Origin of the sequence: Sporofaciens sp. JLR.KK001 (assembly GCF_036941055.1) — a bacterium.
GTDB lineage: Bacteria > Bacillota > Clostridia > Lachnospirales > Lachnospiraceae > Sporofaciens.
Genome location: NZ_JAYMNO010000001.1, coordinates 2202549 through 2228899, shown reverse-complemented (window position 1 = coordinate 2228899; position 26351 = coordinate 2202549). Strand labels below are relative to the sequence as shown.

At 48.9% G+C, this 26351-nt stretch carries 25 protein-coding genes; 9 read left to right on the top strand and 16 right to left on the bottom strand.

The window, feature by feature from the left end:
* Positions 1 to 232: 232 nt before the first annotated feature.
* The 5 genes from VSQ62_RS11660 to folK are packed head-to-tail and all read left to right on the top strand — an operon-like array spanning position 233 to position 4364.
* Complete coding sequence (locus VSQ62_RS11660; RefSeq protein ID WP_334635089.1) at positions 233 to 1600, top strand: bifunctional folylpolyglutamate synthase/dihydrofolate synthase; 1368 nt, start codon at positions 233 to 235, stop codon at positions 1598 to 1600.
* Positions 1601 to 1618: 18 nt separating this feature from the next.
* Positions 1619 to 2176 (top strand): GTP cyclohydrolase I FolE, encoded by a 558-nt coding sequence (gene folE, locus VSQ62_RS11655; RefSeq protein ID WP_334635088.1) that lies wholly within the window; start codon positions 1619 to 1621, stop codon positions 2174 to 2176.
* A 10-nt stretch (positions 2177 to 2186) separates the two neighbouring features.
* Positions 2187 to 2705: an HD domain-containing protein gene (locus VSQ62_RS11650; protein WP_334635087.1), complete on the top strand. Its 519-nt coding sequence runs from the start codon at positions 2187 to 2189 to the stop codon at positions 2703 to 2705.
* Positions 2702 to 3514 (top strand): dihydropteroate synthase, encoded by an 813-nt coding sequence (gene folP / locus VSQ62_RS11645; protein ID WP_334635086.1) that lies wholly within the window; start codon positions 2702 to 2704, stop codon positions 3512 to 3514. The genes VSQ62_RS11650 and folP overlap by 4 nt, the downstream gene beginning before the upstream one ends.
* Before the next feature lie 19 nt (positions 3515 to 3533).
* Positions 3534 to 4364 (top strand): 2-amino-4-hydroxy-6-hydroxymethyldihydropteridine diphosphokinase, encoded by an 831-nt coding sequence (folK, locus tag VSQ62_RS11640; protein ID WP_334635085.1) that lies wholly within the window; start codon positions 3534 to 3536, stop codon positions 4362 to 4364.
* Here folK and VSQ62_RS11635 read toward each other — a convergent pair.
* The 8 genes from VSQ62_RS11635 to VSQ62_RS11600 all read right to left on the bottom strand — a co-directional run bounded on the left by VSQ62_RS11635 (position 4355) and on the right by VSQ62_RS11600 (position 13244).
* Positions 4355 to 4948: a metallophosphoesterase family protein gene (locus VSQ62_RS11635; protein ID WP_334635084.1), complete on the bottom strand. Its 594-nt coding sequence runs from the start codon at positions 4946 to 4948 to the stop codon at positions 4355 to 4357. The two genes, folK and VSQ62_RS11635, sit on opposite strands and share 10 nt — an antisense overlap.
* Before the next feature lie 9 nt (positions 4949 to 4957).
* On the bottom strand, positions 4958 to 6871 hold the full coding sequence (locus tag VSQ62_RS11630) for a BMP family ABC transporter substrate-binding protein (RefSeq protein ID WP_334635083.1): 1914 nt from the start codon (positions 6869 to 6871) through the stop codon (positions 4958 to 4960).
* 120 nt (positions 6872 to 6991) lie between these two features.
* Positions 6992 to 7504: a GNAT family N-acetyltransferase gene (locus tag VSQ62_RS11625; RefSeq protein WP_334635081.1), complete on the bottom strand. Its 513-nt coding sequence runs from the start codon at positions 7502 to 7504 to the stop codon at positions 6992 to 6994.
* A gap of 19 nt (positions 7505 to 7523) precedes the next feature.
* The gene (locus tag VSQ62_RS11620) at positions 7524 to 10130 is read right to left on the bottom strand and encodes a heavy metal translocating P-type ATPase (RefSeq protein ID WP_334635079.1); all 2607 of its coding nucleotides are present in this window, start codon (positions 10128 to 10130) and stop codon (positions 7524 to 7526) included.
* Positions 10131 to 10177: 47 nt separating this feature from the next.
* On the bottom strand, positions 10178 to 10480 hold the full coding sequence (locus VSQ62_RS11615) for a metal-sensing transcriptional repressor (protein WP_334635077.1): 303 nt from the start codon (positions 10478 to 10480) through the stop codon (positions 10178 to 10180).
* A 91-nt stretch (positions 10481 to 10571) separates the two neighbouring features.
* A complete protein-coding gene (tsaA, locus tag VSQ62_RS11610) occupies positions 10572 to 11240 on the bottom strand; it encodes a tRNA (N6-threonylcarbamoyladenosine(37)-N6)-methyltransferase TrmO (RefSeq protein WP_334635076.1) in 669 nt (222 codons plus the stop codon).
* Entirely contained in the window at positions 11231 to 12067 is an 837-nt protein-coding gene (locus VSQ62_RS11605) for a deoxyribonuclease IV (protein ID WP_334635074.1), read from the bottom strand. Before VSQ62_RS11605 ends, tsaA begins: the two co-directional genes overlap by 10 nt.
* Positions 12068 to 12086: 19 nt before the next feature.
* Positions 12087 to 13244, bottom strand: coding sequence for a glycoside hydrolase family 5 protein (locus tag VSQ62_RS11600; RefSeq protein ID WP_334635073.1), 1158 nt, complete (start codon positions 13242 to 13244; stop codon positions 12087 to 12089).
* A 310-nt stretch (positions 13245 to 13554) separates the two neighbouring features.
* Here VSQ62_RS11600 and glgX point away from each other — a divergent pair, with 310 nt between their 5' ends.
* On the top strand, positions 13555 to 15630 hold the full coding sequence (gene glgX / locus VSQ62_RS11595) for a glycogen debranching protein GlgX (protein ID WP_334637639.1): 2076 nt from the start codon (positions 13555 to 13557) through the stop codon (positions 15628 to 15630).
* A gap of 66 nt (positions 15631 to 15696) precedes the next feature.
* Here the strand turns inward: glgX and gltA are convergent, their stop codons facing one another.
* From gltA to VSQ62_RS11565, 6 genes are all read right to left on the bottom strand, one after another.
* Entirely contained in the window at positions 15697 to 17082 is a 1386-nt protein-coding gene (gene gltA / locus VSQ62_RS11590) for an NADPH-dependent glutamate synthase (protein WP_334635072.1), read from the bottom strand.
* Complete coding sequence (locus VSQ62_RS11585) at positions 17082 to 17969, bottom strand: sulfide/dihydroorotate dehydrogenase-like FAD/NAD-binding protein (protein ID WP_334635071.1); 888 nt, start codon at positions 17967 to 17969, stop codon at positions 17082 to 17084. Before VSQ62_RS11585 ends, gltA begins: the two co-directional genes overlap by 1 nt.
* Before the next feature lie 93 nt (positions 17970 to 18062).
* A complete protein-coding gene (locus tag VSQ62_RS11580) occupies positions 18063 to 19652 on the bottom strand; it encodes an AAA-like domain-containing protein (RefSeq protein ID WP_334635070.1) in 1590 nt (529 codons plus the stop codon).
* A gap of 69 nt (positions 19653 to 19721) precedes the next feature.
* Positions 19722 to 21185, bottom strand: a complete 1464-nt coding sequence (locus VSQ62_RS11575) for a hypothetical protein (protein WP_334635069.1) — start codon at positions 21183 to 21185, stop codon at positions 19722 to 19724.
* A gap of 25 nt (positions 21186 to 21210) precedes the next feature.
* Complete coding sequence (locus VSQ62_RS11570) at positions 21211 to 21453, bottom strand: hypothetical protein (RefSeq protein WP_334635068.1); 243 nt, start codon at positions 21451 to 21453, stop codon at positions 21211 to 21213.
* The gene (locus tag VSQ62_RS11565; RefSeq protein ID WP_334635067.1) at positions 21450 to 21800 is read right to left on the bottom strand and encodes a DUF3791 domain-containing protein; all 351 of its coding nucleotides are present in this window, start codon (positions 21798 to 21800) and stop codon (positions 21450 to 21452) included. Before VSQ62_RS11565 ends, VSQ62_RS11570 begins: the two co-directional genes overlap by 4 nt.
* 599 nt (positions 21801 to 22399) lie before the next feature.
* Here VSQ62_RS11565 and VSQ62_RS11560 point away from each other — a divergent pair.
* Positions 22400 to 22573, top strand: coding sequence for a hypothetical protein (locus tag VSQ62_RS11560; RefSeq protein WP_334635066.1), 174 nt, complete (start codon positions 22400 to 22402; stop codon positions 22571 to 22573).
* A gap of 68 nt (positions 22574 to 22641) precedes the next feature.
* Here VSQ62_RS11560 and tnpA read toward each other — a convergent pair whose 3' ends face one another.
* Entirely contained in the window at positions 22642 to 23070 is a 429-nt protein-coding gene (tnpA, locus tag VSQ62_RS11555; protein ID WP_334633451.1) for an IS200/IS605 family transposase, read from the bottom strand.
* A 189-nt stretch (positions 23071 to 23259) separates the two neighbouring features.
* Between tnpA and VSQ62_RS11550 the strand changes: the two genes are divergently transcribed.
* Positions 23260 to 23625 (top strand): IS110 family transposase, encoded by a 366-nt coding sequence (locus tag VSQ62_RS11550; protein WP_334635065.1) that lies wholly within the window; start codon positions 23260 to 23262, stop codon positions 23623 to 23625.
* A 75-nt stretch (positions 23626 to 23700) separates the two neighbouring features.
* Here the strand turns inward: VSQ62_RS11550 and VSQ62_RS11545 are convergent, their stop codons facing one another.
* Positions 23701 to 25161, bottom strand: coding sequence for a transposase (locus VSQ62_RS11545; RefSeq protein ID WP_334633611.1), 1461 nt, complete (start codon positions 25159 to 25161; stop codon positions 23701 to 23703).
* 3 nt (positions 25162 to 25164) lie between these two features.
* Here VSQ62_RS11545 and VSQ62_RS11540 point away from each other — a divergent pair, with 3 nt between their 5' ends.
* A complete protein-coding gene (locus VSQ62_RS11540) occupies positions 25165 to 26190 on the top strand; it encodes an IS110 family RNA-guided transposase (RefSeq protein WP_334635064.1) in 1026 nt (341 codons plus the stop codon).
* The last annotated feature ends 161 nt before the right edge of the window (positions 26191 to 26351 follow it).

Here is a 26351-nt window from a genome sequence, read left to right as displayed (position 1 = left end):
TTTATTCCGGTATGAATTACCGGATGTGTCTATAGGTGTATTTTAGCATTGTCAATATATAATTCCCATAAAAATTTATGTCTATTTTCTATAAAAATCTTACCACCGAACATATTTTTATATGCATAATAACAGATACCCCAATTCCTCTTGCTTAAGCTCCGTTTTAGTGATATGATTAACACCGACAACAAGACATATCATTATTGTAAAAAGAAAGGAAATAAAGAACGTGACCTATAAAGAAGCAAGGGTATATTTGGACCGCGTGTCGAAATACGGAAGTGTACTTGGTCTGGGTGCGATTCGGAAACTGTTGTGCGAACTTGGGAATCCGGAAACTGACCTTAAGTTCATACATATAGCCGGAACAAACGGAAAGGGCTCTGTACTAGCATACACTTCTACCATACTAAGTGAGGCGGGATACAGAGTCGGACGGTATATCTCGCCGACAGTGGTTTCCTATCTGGAACGGATTCAGGTAGACGGCAGGTGGATTTCTGAGGATACATTTGCCGGACTGACCAACATGGTTCAGAATGCTATTGCCCGTATAGAAGCAGCCGGTGATGCAAGCCCGACTGTATTCGAAGTTGAGACGGCAATAGCTTTTTTATATTTCAGGGAAATGAACTGCGACCTAGTCGTATTGGAGTGCGGCCTTGGAGGCGCGGAAGATGCCACGAATGTCATAGAGCAGACATTGCTCGCCGTGTTCACCCCGATAAGCCGGGATCATCTGGGAATCCTTGGCAGCACATTAGAAGAGATCGCGTCTGTCAAAGCCGGGATCATCAAGCCGGGCTGCACGGTCGTTACCGCTCCCCAGGAACCGGAAGTGTTACAGATCCTTAAGAAGCAGGCCGGACAGTTTCAATGCCCGCTGGCTGCTGCAAACCGGCAAGACACAGAACTGATAGAGGAAGCTTATGACGGACAGACCGTCTCATACAAGGACTGGAAGAATCTATACTGTCCGCTGGCAGGACGGTACCAGTTGGATAATGTGATCACCGCCCTTGAGGCCCTCCGGATGCTTGGGACTCTTGGATACCCGGTAAGCCCGGACGCTCTCCGGAAGGGACTTTCGAAGACCGTATGGCCCGGGCGGCTCACCTGCCTTACACGCAATCCCCTCTTCCTCATAGACGGGGCGCATAACGAGGCCGCTGCGAAGAAGCTTCGGGAATCTCTGGAGGCTTATTTCCCCGGCAGACGGTTTATCTATATCATGGGAGTATTCAAGGACAAAGAATATGAGAAGATCGCCGGTATCATGGCGCCCCTGGCAAGATCCGTACATACAGTTTCCCTGCCGGATACCGCGCGCACGCTGCCGGCGGAAGAACTGGCCGGAGTTATGAAACGATACTGCGCAGCGGAAGATCCGATACCGGCACAGAACTGCATGGGTTCAGCAATACAAGATACCAATGTTCCCGTCAGAGCAGAAGCAAGCATCGAAATCGCAGTGAAGCATGCCTTTGCAGAAGCGAACAAGACGGATATTATTCTTGCTTTTGGCTCCCTGTCCTACTTAGGACAGGTAATGAGAATACATGAAGATATCAGAACGCAGTATATAAATGAAATATAAAATTAAGGGTAGATAGCTATGATTGATCAAGAAAAAGTAAAACAAGGCATCCGCTTAATATTAGAAGGAATCGGGGAAGACATTTCCCGGGAAGGACTTCTGGATACCCCGGACCGCATCGCCCGGATGTATGAGGAGATCTTTGGCGGAATGGAGGAAGACGCCGGCGTACATCTGAGCCGCACCTTCCATGCAGATCACAGTGAGATGGTGATCGAGAGAGAGATCACCTTCTATTCCACCTGTGAACATCATATGCTTCCTTTCTATGGAAAAGCCCATATTGCCTATATCCCGGACGGTAAGGTCGTAGGCTTAAGCAAGCTTGCCCGGACAGTGGAAGTATTCGCCAGAAGGCTGCAGCTTCAGGAACAATTGACCGGACAGATCGCCGACGCGCTGATGGAACACATGCAGCCGAAAGGCGCGCTGGTCATGATCGAAGCCGAGCACATGTGCATGACCATGCGCGGGATCAAGAAGCCGGGAAGCCAGACTGTAACCGTCGCGCGGCGGGGCATCTTCGAGACGGAACCGGAGTGGGAAGAACGGTTCTTCCGGATTCTGTCTATATAAGGATAACCCTATGATTAAAAATTCAGAAAATATCACGGCAAAACGTCTTACGTTTATTCAGAACCACCCTCTCTACTTATCTGCTGATCGGCGGCTGCAGGAATTGGAAGAGACTCGCGTCTTCTGCCGCCATCAGATGAACCATCTTCTAGATGTAGCTAGGATCGCCTATATTCTGAACCTGGAAATGAAACTTGGCATCAGCCGGGATCTGATCTATGCGGCGGCGCTCCTTCACGATATAGGCAAGGGCCGTCAATATGAAGAGGGAATCCCCCACGAGACCGCAAGCGCAGATCTTGCAGAACAGATTCTTGCAGATATGCCCGCCAAGCTTGCATTTACATCCGAAGAACAACAGCAGATCCTCACGGCGATCCGGGGACACCGCAGGCTTCGCCGCGACGCGGAACCGCTGGAGGCTCTTCTCTATAAGAGTGATAAGATGTCCCGGGCATGCTTCGCCTGTCCTGCCGAATCACAATGCAACTGGAGTAACGACAAGAAGAATATGGAGATTCAATTATGATCATTGGGAACAAAGCATTTGACACAAAGAGACATACTTATATTATGGGAATCCTGAACGTAACGCCGGATTCTTTCTCCGACGGGGGCAGATACCAGCAGCTTGACGCCGCCCTGCTGCACGCCGAAGAGATGATAAGAGACGGCGCGGACATCCTGGATATCGGCGGAGAATCCACACGTCCCGGCCACACACAGATCACCTGTCAGGAAGAAATCGAACGGACCGCGCCTGTCATCGAACGGCTCAAGAAGGAATTCGGCATTCCGATCTCCATCGACACTTACAAAAGCTCCGTTGCCGAAGCTGCCCTCAAAGCCGGGGCCGACCTTGTCAACGATATCTGGGGCCTGAAATACGATGCCCGCATGGCTCCTCTCATCGCCGAATACGGCGCCGCCTGCTGCCTGATGCATAACCGGGAGGAAGCGGTATATAATGACTTTCTCACAGATTTCATAGAAGATATGCGGGAATGCGTCCGGATCGCCGGGAATGCGTCTATCGCGGACGACAAGATCATCTTAGATCCCGGAGTCGGATTCGGGAAGACCTACGAGATGAACCTTGCGATCATACGCGAGGTCGGCCGGATGCACGAGCTTCACTATCCCATCCTCCTTGGGACCTCCCGCAAATCCGTGATCGGACTGACTCTTGACCTTCCTGCCGGCCAGCGGGAAGAAGGGACCCTCGCGACCACCGTATACGGGATGATGAATGGCTGCTCCTTCGTCCGGGTTCATGATGTGAAGGCGAACCGCAGGGCGATACAGATGACGGAAGCGATCATTCACGCAGATGAATAGAATATGTAAGGAGAATACCATGGATAAGATTAAGATACAGAATCTTGAAGTGTTCGCCCGCCACGGCGTATTCCCGGAAGAGAATGTTCTGGGGCAGAAGTTCATCGTCACGGCAACACTCTACACCGACACCCGCAAGGCCGGTAAGACGGATGACCTGACCGCCTCCATCCATTACGGAGAGATCAGCCAGCGGATCGAACAATACCTGACCGAACACACCTACAAGCTCTTAGAACGGGCGGCAGAAAGCCTCGCGGAGACACTTCTCCTTGAGACACCCGGTCTTGAGAAGATCAGGCTTAAGATCAAGAAGCCCTGGGCGCCCATTGGCCTCCCCTTAGAGACCGTCTCCGTGGAGATCGAACGCGGATGGCACACCGCCTATATCGCATTCGGCTCTAACATGGGTAATAAAGAGCAATACCTGAACCAGGCCATCCGCTCCCTTGGCCGCACCCCAGGCTGCATGGTGACCAAGGTCTCCTCCTTCCTGGTCACGGAACCCTACGGAGTAACCGACCAGGATGAGTTCCTCAACGGATGCCTGATGCTGCGCACTCTCTTAACTCCCAGGGAGCTTCTTAACGTGCTCCATGCGATTGAGCAGGAAGCCGGACGGGAACGCATCATCCGCTGGGGACCACGAACCCTGGATCTGGATATTATCTTCTATGATGACCTGATCATAGAGGATGAGGACTTATGCATTCCCCATGTGGATATGCAGAACCGGAACTTCGTGCTGCAGCCCCTTCTGGAGATCGCTCCCTACAAGCATCATCCCTGCTGCGGCAAGACGGTTCAGGAACTCTATTCGCTCCTTTTAGGATCTGTAGATCATTCATAGTCGATCTCGCACCGTTCAAAAGCATTGATCACCTGAGTCTCTTGGTAGGTATCATACCTCTTATGCTTCCTCCCATAGGACATGTGCACATGTCCGTGGAGGAAGTATTTAGGCTTATATTTGTCAAGAAGATCTCTGAATGCCTGAAATCCCTGATGCGGCAGATCAAGTCCGTCGTTGAGCTGATATGCCGGGGCATGAGTCACCAGGATATCGAATCCCCTATGCCGAAATAACTGAAACCACAGTTTCCGGATCCTGCCCTTCATCTGCCGTTCCGTATACTGGAACTCACCGGGCCTGTAGCGCATGGAACCGCCAAGCCCCAGGATCCTCACCCCCTGATGCACATAGATCTTATCGTCAATGCAGATACACCCGTCCGGGGGGATCTGCCTGTATTTCTCATCATGGTTGCCGTGCACATACAGAATGGGCACGGAGGTAAATGTTGCCAGGAACGAAAGATATCTTGGATCCAGATCGCCGCAGGAAATGATCAGATCAATTCCCGCAAGCTTACTCTTCTCAAAATAATCCCACAGATAAGCAGATTCTTCGTCCGCAATCGCAAGTATCTTCATAGATTCATACTAACCCTTCTTGTTCTCGATTCCCTGCTGCGATACAACAGGCTTGGACTGTTCTTTTAACTCTTCTTCCTTAGGAATGCTTCCGATGACATTCTCTGCCAGCCAATCCATCGTTACGATCTCCTCCGGCGTCAGGCTCTTAGCCGGGTCATCCTGCACGATTCCCCCCTGGGAATAAAGAATCCCGGAGAATGGATTGAACTTACCGGTGCTGATCGTCTCTTTCAGGAGATCCACCAGTCTCTTGGTTCCGATCGGAAGATTGTTCTTGGAACATACGACATCGACTACCCCGGCCGACATTCCCCACCAGTAATTGATCGCCTTCTTAGAAGTCGGGTCATCGTCATACTTCCATGTACCGTCCATGATGGTACGGATCATCTGCTCGTAGAACTTACCCCAGTGCCACAGCGGCATGGCAAGATTCCTCGCAGTGTCCCCTTCCAGATGATAGATGCCGAAGAATCTCGACGCCTCCTCCGGGATCACCATATCTTTACCGGAGATACAGTCTACCTGTTTCTCAAGGACACTCTCCATCACATCGATATCCTTCTTGGCCGTCCACTCCAGATATACCTCCGCCCGCGGATTGATCATCTTAGCTCCCAGCGCAAATGCATTGATATTGGCAATCGAACCGTAGATCGGATAATCTGCAATGTATGCCAGACGGTTATGTTCCGACATCGCTCCCGCGATCGCTCCCATCAAAAACTTCGCCTCATGCATGCGCGCATAATACGTCCGAATATACCTGTGAGAAGTATTGACCGAACAATTCAGTATCCTGACATTCGGGTTGGCAATGGCCGCCTTCACACTGGCCTGCACAAATGACGGCGTCGTCGTGAATATGATATCGCATCCATCCGTGATTGCTTCCTCTATCCGTTCATCTATGGTGTCAAGCGTGACATTATCATAGAACACTGTGCTGACTTCCTCCGGGAAGGTCTGATCCAGATGAAGCCTCCCCAGCTCATGGGCATAGGTCCACGCCGACGAACCCGGCGTCTTCTCATAGATAAACGCAACCTTCAGGCTCGAGATGCCAAACGGGAGCAGCATATTGATCAGCGGCTTCTTCTCCGTATTGGGATCCATCTTAAGCTCTACATCCTCATCCTCCTCAAGAAGCGAGAATTCCTCCCAGGACTTCTCGACCAGCTCCTTTAACTCCTTCGTAGTCATCTGGTCAATCTCTTTATATCCATACAGTTTGATAAACGCAAGGAACGCGTCTCCCACCGTAACCGATAATTTCCCCTTATCCTCGGCATTATATTCCGCCATGAATCTCCGGTAAATAGAGCTGAATTCCAGCCGCTCGTCATCGTTCCAGACCTCATCCGGCCCCTTGCCGACCGCCTCCAGAAGCTTCTTAAAATTCCCTTCCTCGGAGAACCAGATATAATTGATCTTCGTCAGCTCATAGAAATCCAGGAACTCATAGTAGATCTTGTTCTCCTTATCGTTGGTCCTGTTGGGAATGATCCTGGTCACTTCCCCGGGGACAGATACTACTCCATAGTATTTCATCACGCTGACGCGTTTATTCCCCTCCTGCACGTAGAATCTGTTCATATATTCGAATGCTTTGATCGGCTCACGAATCCCCTCTTCCTCGTGGCTTGTGCTAAGCTGCGCCCATTTTCTCGCAAACTCCGAAGTCTCTCTCAATATCGGCATGAAGTTCGCCGCAAACGCATTGCTCCTTCCGCCGGTCTTGGTTCCCACGATCTGGTCGATCGGAATCTGGACCAGTCCTAACGGCACTTCGGAAAATGTTCCCTTCGTCGGAATAATATCATCTAATACCTCCAGCGTAGGCAGTTCTCCGTGCAGCATCCGGTACTGGTAATTCTTTTTTCCAAGCTTATATGCTTTCGTGTAATCACTAAGTGCCATAATATCCTCCCTTCTTTTGACGCTTTCATTATATACCAAAGCTTGGAAGATCATCAAGTTCAATCTGGATAAAAACTGCACAAAAAAAACCGGGCCGATATACCGCCCGGCAATAATATTCTATAACACCTTCTCATATCCAATACGGGGGTCTCCGTCCTCGCAGCCTCCTAAAAGCCTTATCCCGCCGCAGACCTGAAAGCCCGCCTTCTCAAGCGCTCTTTGCATAGGGCGGTTTCCCGGGTGCGTATCGATCCTGACAGAAGAAAATCCCGCTTCCTTCGCAAGCCTGAAGCCATATGCAAACATCCTTCCGGCTACGCCCTTCCCCTTGCATCCGTCGGCTACGCAGACCCGGTGCATGGAGGCATAAGCTCCGTCCGTCAGCCACTTGCCGTCGATCACTCCGTAGGACGGATCCGGCATGACCTGGAATGCAAACGCACCCAGAATCTCGCCATTCTCCGCCGCAAGATAAGCGCATCCTTCCCGGATATCCTGAAGCCATACCTCCCGGCCCGGATATCCCTTCTGCCACTGGTCAAGTCCAAGCGCCCGAAGCTGGACCTTGGCCTGGTCCGTGATCTCACACATTCTGTCTATATGCTCCGCCGCTGCCGTGATAAATTCCATCGCTTCATCCTTCCGTCTCTTATTCGATCCCCAGCACCTTATAATCCTGGTCCTCCACCGTCTTCTTGAGAACATCATCCGCAAGCTCCGTATTCAGCGTCACCACCGCCGTACCTGCCTCGTGGCTTACTGCCGCCTCATCCACCTGGGCAAGCGCCTCTAAGCATTTCTTCACCCTCGCCTCACAGTGTCCGCACATCATTCCTTCGATCTTCATTGTCTTCGTCATCTTTGTTTCCTCCTTCTGGATTGGTATTTGATTTGTAATCTGATCCGGGCTTTGCTCCGTGGATTCCGGAATCGCAGCCCGCTTCTTCTGCATCCTGTCACGCGATGCGTCATGCATCCGGAACCAGTTAAGCCTCAACGCATTCGTCACCACGCAGAAGCTTGACAGGCTCATGGCCGCCGCCCCGAACATGGGGTTTAACTTCCAGCCGAATAAAGGATACCACAGCCCCGCCGCAAGCGGGATTCCGATCACATTATAGAAGAATGCCCAGAACAGATTCTCATGGATATTGCGAAGCGTTGCACGGCTTAACCGGATCGCCGCCGGAACGTCGCTTAGCCGGCTCTTCATCAGCACCACGTCCGCCGCGTCGATGGCAATATCCGTACCGGCGCCGATGGCGATACCGATATCCGCTCTCGTAAGCGCCGGCGCATCGTTGATGCCGTCTCCCACCATCGCTGTTCTGCCCTTCTTCTTAAGATCACGGATCACCTGCTCCTTCCCGTCCGGCAAGACTCCGGCAATCACCTCATCAACGCCTGCCTGCCGTCCGATCGCCCTGGCCGTGCGCTCGTTATCTCCGGTCAGCATCACTACATGGATCCCCATGTTCTGCAGCTCTTTCACCGCATTGGGGCTGTCGTCCTTGATGGTATCCGCCACGGCGATCACACCGATCAGCCGGCCGTCTCTCCCAAAGAACAACGGGGTCTTGCCTTCCTCGGACAGCCTTGCAGCCATCTGCTTCGTCTGATCGGATACTGACGCGTTCTCACTGATAAATGCAAGGTTCCCCCCGGTCAAACGCACAGCGCCCAGGTTCCCGAAAAGCCCATTACCGGGCACGGCCTGAAAATCCGTTACCTCCAGATCCCCTTCACCGTCCCTGGCGCCGGACCGGTCCATTCCCTTCTCTTCTGCCAGCGTAAGGATTGCCCGTGCCAGCGGATGCTCGCTCCTTCGCTCCAGGGCATAGGCCATCCGGAGCAGTTCTTCTTCTGTCACATCGTCTTCCGGCAGGATATCCGTAACCTTTGGCTCTCCGCTTGTGATCGTCCCCGTCTTATCCAGGGCAACAATCTGCATCTTTCCCGTCTCCTCCAGGGAGACCGCAGTCTTGAACATGATCCCGTTCCTGGCCCCCATCCCGTTACCTACCATGATGGCAACCGGCGTTGCAAGCCCCAGCGCGCAGGGGCAGCTTATTACCAGTACAGAGATTCCTCTTGCCAGCGCGAATCCCACGCTCTCGCCTGCAAGCAGCCATATTATGACAGTGACCGCCGCAATGGCAATGACTGCCGGCACGAACACGCCGGACACACGGTCTGCGATCTTCGCGATCGGCGCCTTTGTGGCGGCCGCGTCGCTGACCATCTGGATGATCTGCGACAATGTCGTATCCTCCCCGACTCTGGTAGCTTCACACCTGAGATACCCGGACTGGTTCAGCGTTGCCGCCGATACCATGCTTCCCTCTTCCTTATCAACCGGGATGCTCTCACCGGTAAGGGCAGATTCATTGACCGCGCTGCTGCCCGCGAGCACTACGCCGTCCACCGGGATATTCTCCCCCGGTCTTACCACGAACACATCGCCCTTCTTCACCTGCTGGATCGGAATCTCCTGCTCTGCCCCGTCTCTGACAACCACCGCTGTCTTGGGCGCCAGCTTCATCAGGCTCTTGAGCGCATCTGTCGTCCGCCCCTTAGAGCGGGCCTCCAGCATCTTGCCCACCGTGATCAGCGCAAGGATCATAGCCGCGGACTCGAAATAAAACTCATGCATGTAGGACATCACTTGCGCCATATCCATATGCATCTGCGCATCCGTCATCGCAAACAGGGCATATGTGCTGTACACATAAGAAGCTCCCGCCCCAAGCGCCACCAGCGTATCCATATTCGGCGCACGGTGCAGAAGGCTCTTAACCCCGCTTACGAAGAACTTCTGGTTAACGATCATGACCGCCGTCGTTAATAACAGTTGGATCAGCCCCATCGCCACATGATTCCCCTCAAGGAATCCCGGCGCCGGCCAGTTCCACATCATATGTCCCATAGAAAAATACATAAGCGGTATCAGAAAACATAAGGAAGCAATAAGCCGCCGCTTCAAAACCGGCGTCTCTTTGTCTTTTAACAGGTCTTCCTCCGGCGCTGCTCCTGCCGATGCTTTCTCGTTACCGGACGCCGTCTTCTGTGAAGCGCCGTACCCTGCCGCCTCCACCGCTTCAATGATCTTCGCGGCGGGAGCGCTTCCTTCCACACCCATGGAATTCGTCAGAAGACTGACCGAACAGGACGTAACTCCGTCTACCTTCGCAACCGCCTTCTCTACACGCGCGCTGCACGCCGCGCAGCTCATACCCGTAACCGTATATTGCTCCATTCATTACACCTCCTAAGAACCAAATCATATTATACCATACCCAGGTATCATCTCATCAACTTCTGCAGCGTCGTCACCAACTCATCCACCGTCTCATCCTTCCCTGCACGGATATCTTCCGATACGCAGGTCCGGATGTGATTGGCAAGCAGAACCTTATTGAAACTGTTAAGCGCCGCGTTCACTGCCGATACCTGTATCAGAATATCCGGGCAATATGCGTTATTCTCCACCATCTTCTTGATCCCGCGGACCTGTCCCTCGATCCGGCTCAGCCGATTGATCAGATCCTTATATTCCTTCTCGGAACGTTCCTTCGTCTTGTGACAGCATTCCCGATTCTCTTCCATACACCTTCACCTCATTTCCAAATACATTATATACCCTATAAGGGTATATTGCAAGCAAAATTTTAAGATGGCAATATCAAATACTGCCATCTTAGTGTATCTCACATACCTTCAATCTATTCTCTATGACCCGGAACCGTACTTCCATCCCGGCATATGCCATCCCGTAGATCCGGTCAGGATCCTCCTGGTACGAAGGTCTTGGATCCTGCGACAACACCTGTATCAGAACCTCCCTGTGTTCTGCGGGAACCTTGTCCATCCACTCCTTGGGGATCTCCACCTTGAGCCTGTACTCCTTCTTCTGTTCGGCGAATCCGCCCCTCGCATCTGGATGGCAGTCTACATAGGGAAGATAGGGCTTGATATCATAGATGGGCGTCCCGTCCATCAGATCCGCTCCCCGCACATGCAGGATCATTCCTTTGCCCTCTCTCTTCTCGATCCTCTCCAACGCCACACAGGACAATCCCACAGGATTCGGGCGGAAAGGCGAACGGCTCGCGAATACTCCTACCCGCTTATTCCCTCCAAGCCTTGGCGGTCTTACAGTCGGACTCCACTTCCTTCCCTCCGCCTCCGAGAATCCCCAGATCAGCCAGAGGTGCGAATACTCTTCTATGCCCTTCAGCGCATCCGGGCTGCCATACTTACGCTCGAATACGATCTCCGCCTTCGTATCCGCAAGCCCGCTCTGCCTTGGAATCCCGAACTTCGCCGGGAAATCCGTACGAATGCGGGCAATCACTTCTAACTGCATGATAATCTCTCCCGCAGCATACGAATCTCCTCCTTGTGTCCCTGATCATCAAGGGGTGTCTCCAGATAGAACGGCAGATCACGAAGTACCGGATGCCGCATCACGCCAAGCAGCGCTTCCATACCGATCTGCCCCTCTCCGACTGCCGCATGCCTGTCCTTATGAGAACCAAACGGCATCATACTGTCATTGAGATGTACCGCTTTCAGAAGACTGAGGCCTAACACACGGTCGAATTCCTCCAGCACACCGTCCAGATCATTCACGATGTCATACCCTGCCGCAAACACATGGCAGGTATCCAGGCAGATCCCGATCCTCTCGGGATGCGCGGCACCGTCACGGATCGATCTCAGGTGCTCGAACCTGGCGCCGATCTCTGTCCCCTTTCCCGACATCGTCTCAAGAAGAACCGTGATCTCCTCATCTCCTGTAATGGCCTGGTCAAGCCCGCGGATGATATTGCTGATCCCCTGCTCTATCCCGATCCCGGTATGGCTTCCCGGATGGAACACCAGATATTCGATTCCAAGCGCATCCATCCTCGCCACATCCTCCCGGATCACCGTGCGCGCGAATTCATATACCCGGTCTTCGGCGCTGGCAAGATTCATAGTATACGGCGCATGGGCAAGCAGCGCCCCAAACCCGTGCTCTCTTCGGATCTGCTGGAACCTTGCCTCTTCCTTCTCCGTATACACCTTATAATTCGATCCTCTGGGATTCCGGCTGAAGATCTGCATGGTATTCGCTTCCATCCATACCACGTTCTTGGCCGTCTTCGCAATCCCCTTAGCGATCGACATATGCGTTCCTATGGTTAACATGGCCTTGTCCTCCCTCTTCCTATGATCCATTCTTATCCCGCTGATATCCCGCCTCCAGCTTAAGAGCAAGCCACCGCCCGCAGGCGCTTAGGTCTTCCTCTGTAAATCCGCTGGTCTTACTGCAGGTGCTTTGAAGGATCGAGGAAGATTCATCCTTGTTGGACAGATTCCATGCCACATAACTCACACCGTATTGATCCATCAGTTCCACCCACTGGTCTGCCTGGGCCTCGTCGACCGCACCGTTCCCGCTGGCATCACAGATGCCGTATTCCGTCACGAACACCGGCAGGCCGCCGTCGATCGCCGCCGCCATCTTATCCCGCAGATCCTCCTTATGAGTCGCCGCATAGAAATGAAGCGTGTACATGATATTGTCATACCCGGTAATGGGATCAGCTGCCGCCTGGTCTACGAACTGGGACCAGTTGGGCGTTCCTACTATGATGACCGCGTCCGCGTCATTTGCACGGATCACAGGGATCACTTCCTGTGCGTATGACTTGATCTCGCCCCAGCTTGTACTGCCGTTCGGCTCATTGCAGATCTCATATAAGATGTGATCCGCATCCGCGAATTCCAAAGACATCTCCCCAAAGAACTCTTTCGCCTCGTTCACATGCATATTGGGATTGGAATCTGACAAGATGTGCCAGTCAATGATCACATACATATCCTGGTCAGCCGCATATTTCACGCCGCTTCGGATCAGGCCTTTCAGATACTCCTTATCCCCGTCCGTGCAGTATCCCCCGTACTCTGCCGTATACATGGCAAGCCGGACCACATTCGCCTTCCAATTCTCATGAATCTCTTTAAAACATGCGTCATTGATATAGTCCGGGAACCACGCCATACCATGCGTACTGATCCCCCGAAGCTGTACCGGTTCCTGATTCTCTCCCATCAGCCTGGTACCTTCCACATGGAGGGCGCCGGTAATCGACGGAGCGGCCATTCCCTTCGCCGCTTCTTCCTTCTCTTCCGGTTCCGCTTCCGGCCCTTCTTCCTTCCCCTTTACTTCCGATTTCTCTGCTTCTTCCTTCTCCTGCCCGGTCTCTTTAGCAATAATCTGATTTTCCTGATCTTTCTCTTCCTGCCCGCCGCAGCCGGTCACAGAAGATACTGCCAGGATGAGTATAAGCAGACCGGCCAATACTGACATTCTCTTCTTCATAATCCTTTCACCTCTTCCTTAGACGGTTTCCTTTATCAGTGTACTGCATCCGGGATTCCTTGTCAATCTGACGCGATACCCGCAAGTGCTGCTTTGCTGGCTTGGATACCGCGCAGCGGGGTACATGGCTCCATGAATAATAACGATTGTCCTACATCCCCTTGTCAAGAGGGTGGAAAATGCCGATATATATAATATATTGACATTTTAGAGGCATAATTCCCGGAAATGTCTATTCAGGAGGTAAAAGATGAACAATAAGGAACCATTGGCAACAACGCAGACCACACCTCAGACGAAAGCGGAAAGCATGATTGATAAACTAAATCTTCCCCGTACCATACATATGGTTCCGCTGGATATCATCAGCGGTTTTGAAGTACGGCCCGGATTCTATGAGATCAACGGCGCTACGGCGATTCCTGGAGGTGTTAATTTTACCGTATATTCTCACGGGGCTACTTCTATTGAACTGCTTCTGTTTCACCGGACCGAGGAGAAACCCTTTGCCGTTCTGCCATTCCCTGACCACTACCGGATCGGTAATGTATATTCTATGATCGTGTTCAAGCTGAACATCGAAGATTTCGAGTATGCCTACCGGGTAGACGGCCCCTACGACCCCAAGAAAGGCCTGATATTCAATAAGAACAAATACCTTCTGGATCCTTATGCCAGAGCTGTCACAGGTCAGAGCCAGTGGGGCGATACCTCTCCCCGGGGACAACACTACAAAGCCCGCGTCGTGAAGGATGATTTCGACTGGGGTAATATGCAGATGCCCCGGCTTAACACAGAGGATCTTATCATCTATGAAGTACATGTAAGAGGATTCACCAAGCACGGTTCCTCCGGCGTAGAGCATCCCGGAACCTTCGCCGGGCTTCTGGAGAAGCTTCCTCATCTTCTGGAGCTGGGTGTCAATGTTGTGGAACTGATGCCGATCTTCGAGTTCGACGAGATGCAGGATTACCGGGAAGTTGACGGCGAGAAGCTCTATAATTACTGGGGCTACAATACGGTAAGCTTCTTTGCCCCCAACACCAGCTATTCCGCGGGCAAAGAATATAACAGAGAAGGCAACGAATTAAAGCACCTGATCCAGGTCTTCAACCAGCACGGGATCGAGGTCTATCTGGATGTGGTATTGAATCACACGGCAGAAGGCAACGAGCAGGGACCGTTCTTCTCCTTCAAGGGATTTGACAACAATATCTATTATCTGCTGACACCGGAAGGCTATTATTATAATTTCAGCGGGTGCGGCAATTCCCTGAACTGCAACCATCCTATCGTGCGCCAGATGATCCTGGACTGCCTGCGCTACTGGGTCAACACTTACCGCGTCAACGGCTTCCGATTCGACCTTGCCTCCATCCTCGGGCGCAATGAAGACGGTTCTCCCATGAACAAACCGCCTCTTCTGCAGGCTCTTGCCTTCGACCCGATCTTAGGAGACGTGAAGCTGATCGCCGAAGCATGGGACGCCGACGGCCTCTACCAGGTCGGCTCCTTCCCGTCCTGGAACCGCTGGGCAGAATGGAACGGAAGATACCGTGATGATATGCGCAGATACCTGAAAGGCGATGAAGGCATGGCCCAGGCGGCAGCCCTTCGGATCGGAGGTTCCCGTGATATCTATGAGCCGAGCACCCGGACGAATGCTTCTGTTAATTTTATCACCTGCCATGACGGTTTTACTCTGAATGACCTGTTCTCATACAACACGAAACACAATGAGAAAAACGGCTGGAATAATACTGACGGCGCCAACGACAACAATAGCTGGAACTGCGGAATTGAAGGCGATACCGACAATCCGGATGTCCTGGCTCTCAGAAGGCGGATGATGCGCAATGCATTCGCACTCCTTATGTGCAGCCGGGGTATCCCTATGTTCCTCGCCGGAGATGAATTCTGCAACACCCAGTTCGGCAATAACAATGCATACTGCCAGGATAATATTACTTCCTGGCTGGATTGGAGCCTGCTTGAGAAGAATCGGGATATGTTCGAATTCTTCAAATATATGATCCATTTCCGCAAATCCTACCGTATACTGCGCACCAACATAAGCAACGGCGCCTGTGGTTTTCCGGATGTGAGCTTCCATGGCACGGCTCCATGGTGCAGCAAATTCGCCGACTATGACAGGTACGTGGGCGTTATGTTCTCCGGTCAGGAACAGAGTTCCGGCCCGCAGGCCATCTATGTTGCCTCCAATGCTTACTGGGAAGACGTATATGTGACTCTGCCCAAACTTCCGGCCTCCATGTGCTGGCAGATCGCCGTGGATACCTGGGAAGAACATCAGGAAATGCGCCCGCTGAACGGGGAGCAGATTATGATCCATGCACGGAGCATCGTTGTAGTGGTGGGAGAATAAAAACGGATATTAAAACGCAATTTGGGACGTAGTAAACTTAAGTTTACTACGTCCCAAATTATAACATTATTTGCTCAGTAATTCATGTATCCCCTTCGCTCCGGCCTTGCCCGCGCCCATAGCCAGGATTACCGTCGCCGCGCCTGTCACGGCGTCGCCGCCTGCGAATACCGCAGCCTTGGAAGTCTGTCCGTTCTCTTCCTCTGCAACGATACATTTTCTCCTGTTCGTCTCAAGTCCCTTGGTCGTAGACGCGATCAACGGATTCGGGGAAGTTCCAAGAGACATGATCACCGTGTCAAGCTCGATCTCGTACTCAGATCCCTCGATCTCTACCGGACGTCTTCTTCCGGATGCATCCGGCTCTCCAAGCTCCATCTTGATCACCTTCATGCCCTTGACCCATCCGTTGTCGTCCACAAGAATCTCCTTCGGATTGGTCAGCAGGTCGAAGATAACGCCCTCTTCCTTCGCATGATGCACCTCTTCTACTCTGGCAGGAAGCTCCGCTTCACTGCGGCGGTATACGATATGTACCTCCGCGCCGAGACGAAGCGCGGTTCTTGCAGCATCCATAGCTACGTTGCCGCCGCCGACTACAGCGACCTTCTTGCCTGCCACGATCGGAGTATCATAAGAATCGTCGAATGCTTTCATCAGATTGCTTCTCGTAAGGTACTCATTGGCAGAGAATACACCGTTAGCCGTCTCTCCCGGGATACCCATGAACATCGGAAGTCCTGCGCCGGAACCGATAAATACTGCCTCGAACTCTTCCTCTTCCATCAACTGGTCAATCGTCGTAGACTTACCGATCACAACGTTCGTCTCAAACTTAACGCCTAATTCCTTAACCTTCTCAATCTCCTTCTTAACAACCTTGTGCTTCGGAAGACGGAACTCTGGGATACCATATACCAGTACGCCGCCAAGCTCATGCAATGCTTCAAATACAGTCACCTCATAACCTAACTTCGCCAGATCTCCCGCACAGGTAAGACCGGACGGACCGGAACCGATGACTGCAACCTTGTGTCCGTTCGTCTTCTCAGCCTTAACAGGCTTAATATCATGCTCCAAAGCATAATCCGCAACGAATCTCTCCAGCTTACCGATAGATACCGGATCACCCTTGATACCGCGGATACACTTGCACTCACACTGCGACTCCTGCGGGCATACACGGCCGCAGATAGCCGGAAGAGCTGATGACTCGCCGATCACCTTATAAGCCTCCTCAATATTGCCTTCCTTCACCTGGGAAATGAATCCGGGAATATTGATCGCTACCGGACATCCTTCGATACACTTGGCATTCTTACAGTTCAGGCAGCGAGTTGCCTCCTCCATTGCCTCTTCCTTATTATATCCATAACAAACTTCCTCGAAGTTAGTTGCTCTCTCCTTCGCGTCCTGCTCTCTTACAGGAACTCTCTTTAATACATCAGCCATTAATTGTCACCTCCGCAATTGCCGCATCCACCATGATGGGTGTCGCCTTCTTGTACTTTCAGGATCGCACGTCCTTCCTCTGTCCTGTACATCTGCTGTCTCTTCATCGCATTGTCAAAGTCTACAAGATGTCCGTCGAACTCAGGTCCGTCTACGCACGCAAACTTCACCTCGCCGCCTACGATCACACGGCAGGCGCCGCACATACCAGTACCGTCAACCATGATCGGGTTCATGCTGACAATCGTAGGAATCTCCAGTTTCTTGGTAAGAAGACAGGTAAACTTCATCATGATCATCGGTCCGATCGCTACACAGACGTCATACTTGTTGCCCTCTTCCACCAGCTTCTCGATCTTGGTCGTAACCATACCTGCATGGCCGTATGTACCGTCGTCCGTGCATGGATAGTAGTTGCCCGCAACCGCTTCCATCTCCTTCTCTAAGATCAGCATATCCTTGGTCTTGGAACCAACGATCACATCTACATCAATTCCGTGCTCCTTAAGCCACTTCACCTGCGGATATACAGGCGCCGCACCGACACCGCCTGCTACGAAAAGCATCTTCTTATTCTTAAGGCTCTCAATATCCTCTTCTACAAATTCAGACGGACATCCCAAAGGTCCGATAAAATCACGGAAGGAATCTCCTGCCTGCATCCCGGCCATCTTCATCGTAGATGCTCCAACCTCCTGGAACACAATGGTAATAGTTCCTGCTTCTCTGTCATAATCACAGATCGTAAGCGGAATACGCTCACCCTTCTCGTCCATCTTCACGATCACAAACTGCCCCGGCTCACAATGCTTGGCAACACGCGGAGCTTCTACGTCCATAAGATAAATCTTATCAGCCAGTTTCTCGGCTTTCAATATCTTGTACATCTTACGTTCCTCCTAATAATTAATGCTTCTATTATAATAATGTATCTGTGAGAAAATATCAAGTATGTTGAAAAGAAAATCGTTAAGTAAATATCACACTACGGCTTCAATGAGCAGCTTATCTCCAAGGATAACTTCTTTTACCCCGATTTCTTTCTTTTTATTAAAATCAAAGCTTAACATATAGCCCTTCTTTATCCCAAAATAATCAAGATAATCCGACAATTGTCTTTCCCCCCGTTCGTTGTAGGCATTACCTCTCCATATTTTTAATTCAATGATAAATTGTTCACCTCGGTAATCGATCACCAAATCCATTCGCTCACGGCTGCGAGTCTCTGCCTCCACATAGCTGTTTCCCACACCATTGATGATCGGTTTCAAAAAAAGCATAAAATAACGCCTGCCGGCATCTTCAAGAAAAGTTTCGTCGCTGTCTCCGTAAAGATAATCAAAGCTCTCCACAAATTTCTCCAGTATACGCCGTACATTCAAGTGTCCTCCGGTAATAAACTGATTTTTCTCCTGCAATCCGGCATCATATATTTTACTGCTTATATATTCTTCCGATATAAACCAGTTGTATAATACTGTTTCAAAGATTCGATTGGCAATAGAAACTATTCCGTTCGTATTCTTTATAAATCCAAACATTGCAGCAACTTCTATATAATCATTCATCGCAACATAAGGAATCGGCTTGCCCGCAAAAAGAATCTCATAACATATATCTCTTAACCGGGGATATTCCTTCAATTTCCTTTTCAAAGATTGATACAGGGGATTCGTTTCGTTCAGCAATATCTTCATAGCTTCTAAGAATCCCTCTTTCGTCCAGACATCACTTTTGTCAGAAAATCCTCTGTCCTTTGCAATACGTTCATCCATAAGCTTGCACAGTCTGGATACAAGATATGGATAACCGGAAGTGTAATTATATAGAAGCTGTGATATTTCTTCTATATCCATATCTGTATGGTGATCCTCTTCATACTCCTCAAGCATCCTTGCAATATCCTGCGTTGAAAAACTCATATCCACCAAGAAATCCGCCGCAATATTCCATGGGCTGTTCTCCCTGTGCTTTTCATTTGGACGAATATTTTTCTGAATATTCCGTATATCATACAGACTTGCAAGTATCACAGACCGAAATGTAGGAGTAATATCACAGTCCAAATAGCAAGCTCTGATCTGTGCAAGGAAATCAAAAAACGCCTGTGTATTTACCGCAGTATCTACTTCATCTATGATTAGAACGATCGGTTTACTGGTTCGTTCACACCACTGGCCAAACCAGTCAAAGAGCTCTGCCATTCTGCTCTCTCTATCTCTTCCAGCTGCCATCTCCATGAGCTTTTCCCGGAAATCATCCGGTATCTCTTCCATATTCCGGAGCGCCTTACCGATCTCGCGCGCCAAACCACCTACAAAAGCTGACTCATCGGCAAAATCCAAAAAACTCATCCTCTGAAAATCCAGACTGACAACCATATATTCCTGTTTCAAGTAGTCTGCAAGTGCTCTAAGTATCGTAGTTTTACCGTATTGTCTCGCTTTGTGGACAGTAAAATACAATCCGGCATCTACCATCGCCTTAATCTCTTCCAGCCTCGTTCCCAGATCAACCATATAATGCTTTGCCGGTTTGCACGAACCATTTACATTAAAAATCTTTGCCATCTATCAGCTTCCCTCCTACAGTCTTTATATCGCCCGCAAGCGACTGCGCCTGAAAGAGTCAAACAAATATTAACACCAAATAACGCTTCCAAGCACCTCCACACCGCGTTCGGCAGCCATCTTCCTCTCCTTCACGATAAACCGTGAATCTGATATTCCTCTCTTCTCCACAAACAGAATTCCATCATAATCCTCGAGTTCCCTGATGGCATCCGCCTGGAATACGATCTGAACATAGGATGACCAGGAAACCTCCGGAATCTGTGCTGTAAGCTTCTCGCATAATCCCGCAGCGTCCTCCCTTGCCACCGTACCGGCAAGCATGATCTTCTTCTTATCTCTCTTGCCCGGCATCTTACGGATCGCTGCCTGCACATTCGCCGCCGCTATCTTCACCTGATCCTCGCATCCAAGTCTGGCATACGCACCCTCTTCCAACCGGAAGATCCATGCATCGACAGCTCCAAACGCTCTCTTCCTGTCTGAATTACGCACCAATCCTAACATGGGCATACCGTACTCTTCCGCAAATGTCTTCGTATTGCGCAGCCGTCCGCTCATAATATAGAGCATCATGAGAACAAAACATGCCATAAATCCGCCGAGCACTACTCCGATCACCGCATATTTTAAGGCCTCCGCAGCCGGATTCGCCAACATTGCCGCAGAACCGGCGCCTCCTGATGAACTTCCTGTCTCTTCTGTCTCCAAAGATAATACTGTATTCATCTCTGTCTGATAAGTCTGCAGATTCCGTACTGCCTCCACATAGCCTGACCGAAGAGTCGCCTGATAACTCTGTATACTGGAATCCGCCTTCTCCGACTGCACCGAAGACAACAAGCTTAATCTATGTGCCGCCAAAGTCTTCTGCAACTTAGCAGAATACTCCTTCATTATCTCCTCCGCCTCTGAAAGATACTCTTCGCAAAGCTTTTCATCCGGCATATTGACCAGGATCTGGATCACCAGCTTCTCCGGCCGCATCATCTCATAATCTCCTAACCGATATGCTTCCCTGTCGCTGCTGTTAAATGAAACCAAATACCTCAAGTCTTCTACAGACACCGCTTCATTCTTAGCATGCAGCTTCTCCGCCATGCTGCCGTCTGTGACAAATGTCCGATATGCCGCAACCAGGCTGTCCAACAGCTCCCCGCCGTCCACATAATAGCTCAGCGTCCCTGTCGATACATGGAACGGGTCGATCTCCATCACGATAGACTGATTCAGAAAATCCTCCTGAGCTTCCACATCCTTCTCGCATCTTGCAATGATCTGCTCATAGGATTCTACGGAACGCTCGTTGAGCGTCATAGGATCCTCTTCCTCCTCTGCCGCTTCTCCATCCTCCGACTCCAACGCTGCTTCTTGTTTCGCCGACTGGTTGCTCCGTACTACGGACTGGTACTTGTAAGCTCCTGCCAGAATTCCCATGATAAGCATGAGTACAAGGATTCCCCGCCATTTTTCAAGGCAATAAAACATTAGGTCTACCAAACTAATTTCTCTTACTTCCTGTTGTTCATTCATGATTCATTTCTTCCTCCCGTTTCTATCATTCCTTTATCCACGATTCAATATCTCCAGCTTCCTCCTCTTGAACCATGTTCCATATATACTCTGGTGATTCCGCATATAATCCTAAATTCTTATCTTGTAATAATTCATAAGTCATTGTCTTAAGCAGCTTTTTCAATGCCTCCTCTTTTGAGCATCTTTGTTCTTTGCTCATACGGTGTACCAGATAAACAGAAATAGATTGTATTGATTTATTAATATTAACACTTGTCACACTCATCCGACAATCTCCCTTCTTATTTTCTTAAATCGAAGTGTCTGAATTGCGGCACTTGTTCCAAAAAAATATTGTTTCGGCAGATTCTCCGGTTCTAAATCGCTTATCAACTGTTCTAATACTTCATCTGCATAATCAGCCTCCTTTATTGCATCTATATACATCCTCAAATCTTCCAAAATTCCTTTTATTCCCATAGAATTATATTCTTCATAACATATAGCAATATAAGAGAGCAAATCATATTTATCCAAAATATCACTAACTTCACTATAATTAATATTCCACTGTTGCTTCATACAATTAACAATCGTTATCTGCATATTTAATATATTATCTGCCCTAGCCATCGGAAGTTCCTCCTTATAGTTCTACTATAACAAAAAATATCAATATAGACAATGGGAAGAATTAAATTGGGGTTGTTTTTGCTTGTTTTCACTCTATTTGATTAGTCATGGAAATATTCTTGAAAACAGAAATGATTTCTTGAAATTGGCAGAAAATAGAATTGACTTAAAATGACAGTCTCTCTGAAACGTTATTTGTAAAGAATAGTTTGAAATATGAGAATTGAGATGTCAAGGGAAATTCCACTTGACATCCTTATAGGTTAATAGAGATTTAGATTAAAATATTCTGGAACATCCTATATAATAACTGTGAATTATGATGCGGAATATTCCCAGGGATGGGATAGTAATTACCGGGTGTGTAAAATAATCTGTGTAAATCATCACAGATTATTCGACACACCCGTTTCTTGTATAATGCATGATGGATTCGACAATACTGTGATTAGTTGGAAAAAATTGGTAGAAAAATTTTTAGGAGCTTCCTGTATAATATAAAGTGTAAAGGGAGTTGATAAAAAAAGATACCTCGTATATAGTTGGATTATTACTGACCAGCCAGTTGGTAAAATCCAAAAACACAAGAGGTATCTAAGATGAATGTTAAGGCAAATCAAACAAAAAAGCAAGTAAATGTAGAAAACCAGGCAAATCTTCTTTTGTCAAAAGAAGAACTTAGAAAGAGAATGGAAGGTGTTGAAAAAGAACTCAACTACCACCGTCTGAAGACGGTGGGTTGTTGTGGTCTAAAGACCACTTTTTGCGCCTGAAAGTCGCTTGCAGGCTAAAGCCTGTTTCATTTGCGACTAAAGTCGCCTAAAAGCTCTACTCTAAGTAGCTATTGTTCCTCGATTTTGAAATTATCTTCTTCTTTTCCCTGATTTTCGATATAGTTTCTTATCGTCTCTTCATCTACTTCTCCTACTGTCCCGCAGAAATATCCTCTTCCCCACATATGCTGTCCCCAATATCTCTTTCTCAACTCCGGGAACTCATCCTGTAACAACTTTGACGACCTTCCTTTCAGATATTGCATGATCTGACTTGGCGCCAGATTGGTTGGACACGAAAGCAGCATATGCACATGATCCACTCCTATACTGCCTTTCAGTATCTTTATGTTCCGTGCATCACATCCTTGCTGCAGCAGTTCCCGTAGCCTAAAGGCTACATTTTTTCTTAGTATCTTATATCTATACTTCGTTATCCACACAAAATGATACTTAATATCATATACGGTATGACTACTGCTCCTATATTCTGCCATTTCTACAGCACCTCCTATTGCTGTATTTTATCACAATTGCTACTGAAAGGAAATGCCGCTAAAGCTTGACCGCCTAAAAGGCGGTGGATTTAACCTTGCGCTTGGAAATTAAAATCGTATACATGGAGAGAACTGGAAACAAATGGTAAATTTTCCAAGAATGACAAACTTTCCTTCATTACAGATGACATGCTTATAGTTGGATGCGATATAGGCAGTGAAACCCATTATATAAGAGCAATCGACATCAGGGGAAGGGAACTGGGCAAAGGGGCATTTGAATTCAGTAACACGGCAGAAGGTTTTGAGAATGCGAAAGCATGGATGCTGAAACATGCGGCGCAGAATGAAAAAAGACAGATCGTCCTGGGTCTTGAACCGACAGGGCACTACTGGTTTGCATTAGCTGCATGGATGATTTCGAAAGGAATCAGCGTTGTTCAGGTCAATCCATATGCTGTAAAGCCAGCTCTGACGCTTAAATTTATACTTACACTCTCAGAGTACATTGGATTTTATTTTCTCATTTTGCTTTATCAACGCAATCTTATTTAAGCCATAAAATCCCTGTATTCTGCTTTTTTAACTTTTGTTGTTATCTGCTCCTTCACCACCTTTCCACATGGTCCTCTATATCAACCGTATTTGTATCTTTTTAGCGATCTCTTCCTTGTATTCTCTCAATGGAGTCTCTTTCATGGATTCCAGTATCCTCCTGTGCTTTTGCTCCCTACTCTGCTTTACCTTTTTCCATATTTTTTCCCAAGCCTCCATGATCTGGCTGATCATGTGCCCAATCTGGATCAGATAATAATGGTTTTTCAGTGCCTGATAATTCCTGCTGTACTGGTGTTCCAGATGGTATCCCTGCCTTTTCTGCGCGTTGAACCCATCATTCTCGATTCTCCATCTCATCCTTCCGCGCTCCACCAGTCCTGCCACATTTTTTCTGGTGATTGGCAGATCTGTGAGAAACCAGAATTCTTTCCGGATCGTTTCTGCTTTTCCCTTTTTCCTGCCCTTTTTGCAGATATGCTCCCCGCTTTCTCCATACTCTGCCAGATTTACCTGATGTCCTTTATAATCTATATCTGTCACGTAATCATACCATTCCTTCCCAGTCTGTGTTTCGCGCTCCTGGTAATTCTTCTCCATTTCTTTCAGTTCTCTGTATTCTTCCCCAATGCTCGGGATGCTCCCCTCCTTATACCGCAGGATATACCGCCAGTTTTTTCCTTTGCATCTCTCAAAGAAACCTTCACAGGCATACAGACTGTCCCCGCACAGGCAGATCGGCAACCTTGGAAACGCTTTTTTCAGCTTTTCCATTAAACGCCAGCAGGCCTTCCTTTCACAGTCCTGTTTCTCCATTTCTTTTCCCTCTTCATTATCCACAAATTCCGTCTGAATACTGATCAGGATTTTCGGATGCAGTACCAGCTTTGCTTCCAGCACATAATAATAGTTCTCCTGATACTCTTTTTCCGTCCCCTTGTTATGGGTCCGGTGCAGGCTTTTCCCATCCAGTTCCCTCCGGCTGCTGCAAAGCTGCGTTCCATCTATGATCACCTGCCAGTACTTGCCCCTGATTCGCATATTTTCAAAAGCCCGGCTGCAAAGAAGCCTGCTGCAAAGGCGGTTTAAGATGTCCTGCAATTTTTCCGGATCTACTTTTTCCAGATACCGGTTGATGGTTTCCCAGTAGGGAAGCTCCTCCACGGTCTGTTCCTCCCCGGATAGATGCCAGATGTTTTTGATCATTTCACTGGAATTGAATTCTTCACTTGTTTTCCTCATACTGCTGATGTAAAATAGAGAAGAAAGGATACGGGTCATAAGAAGTAACACAGCAGGATAGGTAATATAGCTCTGGTTTCTGGGATCTGGAATCTGTTTTAACAGGGGTAAAAGATCTGGGAAAAAATGCCGGATTAGCTTGGCTAATTCACATGCAAGGTTCAACTGTTCCAGGTGTTCCCTAACCTCTTTTCTTCTGATTTTTATTCTTGCTTCATAGTAAAACCTCCTCTCTTTTATGGTGGTGCGAAAAAATAGTTGTTTGGTTACTTCTATTATCGCGCATCTTCCCATAAAATGGGAGGTTTTTTTATTAATTTTTTTTTAAGCGTCAGAGCTGCTGTAAAGCAGAGCAAGGAAATCGAGGATAACAGTCAGCACAAGGATGACAGAAAGGATCCGAAACTAATTGCAAATCTTGTAAAAGACGGTAATTATGGGATGCCTTATCTTCCGGAAAAAATCTACGCAGATATGAGAAGACTCTCGATGTTCAGAGACCAGCTTACAGAAGACCGAATCAGAAATATCAACCGTCTTCACAGAGAACTTAAGATCTATTTTCCGGAATACATGGATGCATTTGGAAAAATCGATGGTGCATTCGCATTGGAAGTACTGAAAGTATCCTGCATCCCGTCTGAGATTGCAGCACTGGGAACAGAAGGGCTGAGAAACATCTGGCATGATGCGAAGCTAAGAGGACGCGGTTATAGCAGGGCCGGTAAAATCGTGAACCATGCAGAGAAAAGCGTGGGATTGGAAGATGGAACCAGTGTTGGCCGTGAGACAGTGAAGTGGTTTTCAGAACAGATCATGAAGCTGGATGAACAGCTTGCCCGGATAGAAAGTACCTTACATAAGAAATGTAAGGAAATACCTTATGCAGAAAATATTCTGGAAATCAAAGGTGTGGGTGAGAACATTTTAGCCGGGATTGTGGCAGAAATGGGGGATATCAGCAGATTTGATGACGTAAAAGAAATCCAGAAGTTAAGTGGAATGGGTCTTGTGGCATGCAGCTCAGGTAAGCACAGGGGACAGACAAAAATCAGTCACAGAGGACGCAAACGGCTCCGGTACTGGCTGTTCCAGGCGGCAAAATCAGCGGTTTCACATGCAGAAGAATTTAAACAATTGCATGTGTACTACACAACACGGGCCAGGAATCCGCTAAAAAAGATGCAGTCACTGATTGTGATAGCCTGCAAGATACTAAGGGTGATCTACACAATCCTGAAGACGGGGGCAACATATGATCCGCAAAAAATGTTGAAGGATATCAAACGCCCGGAAGCTGCACCGGCCCAGATGGCGGCATAAGAAATAAAAATGAGCAATACACTCCAGAACTCTGTCGAGTCACTGATCATAAGCATTGGAGACTGGACAGGGTTCTGGAAGAGAAACCCGTAAACGATGGAGACTGAAAGGGACTGCATCAGCCAAAAACCAACAAGAGTCTGTAGTGGTATAGCGTCCAC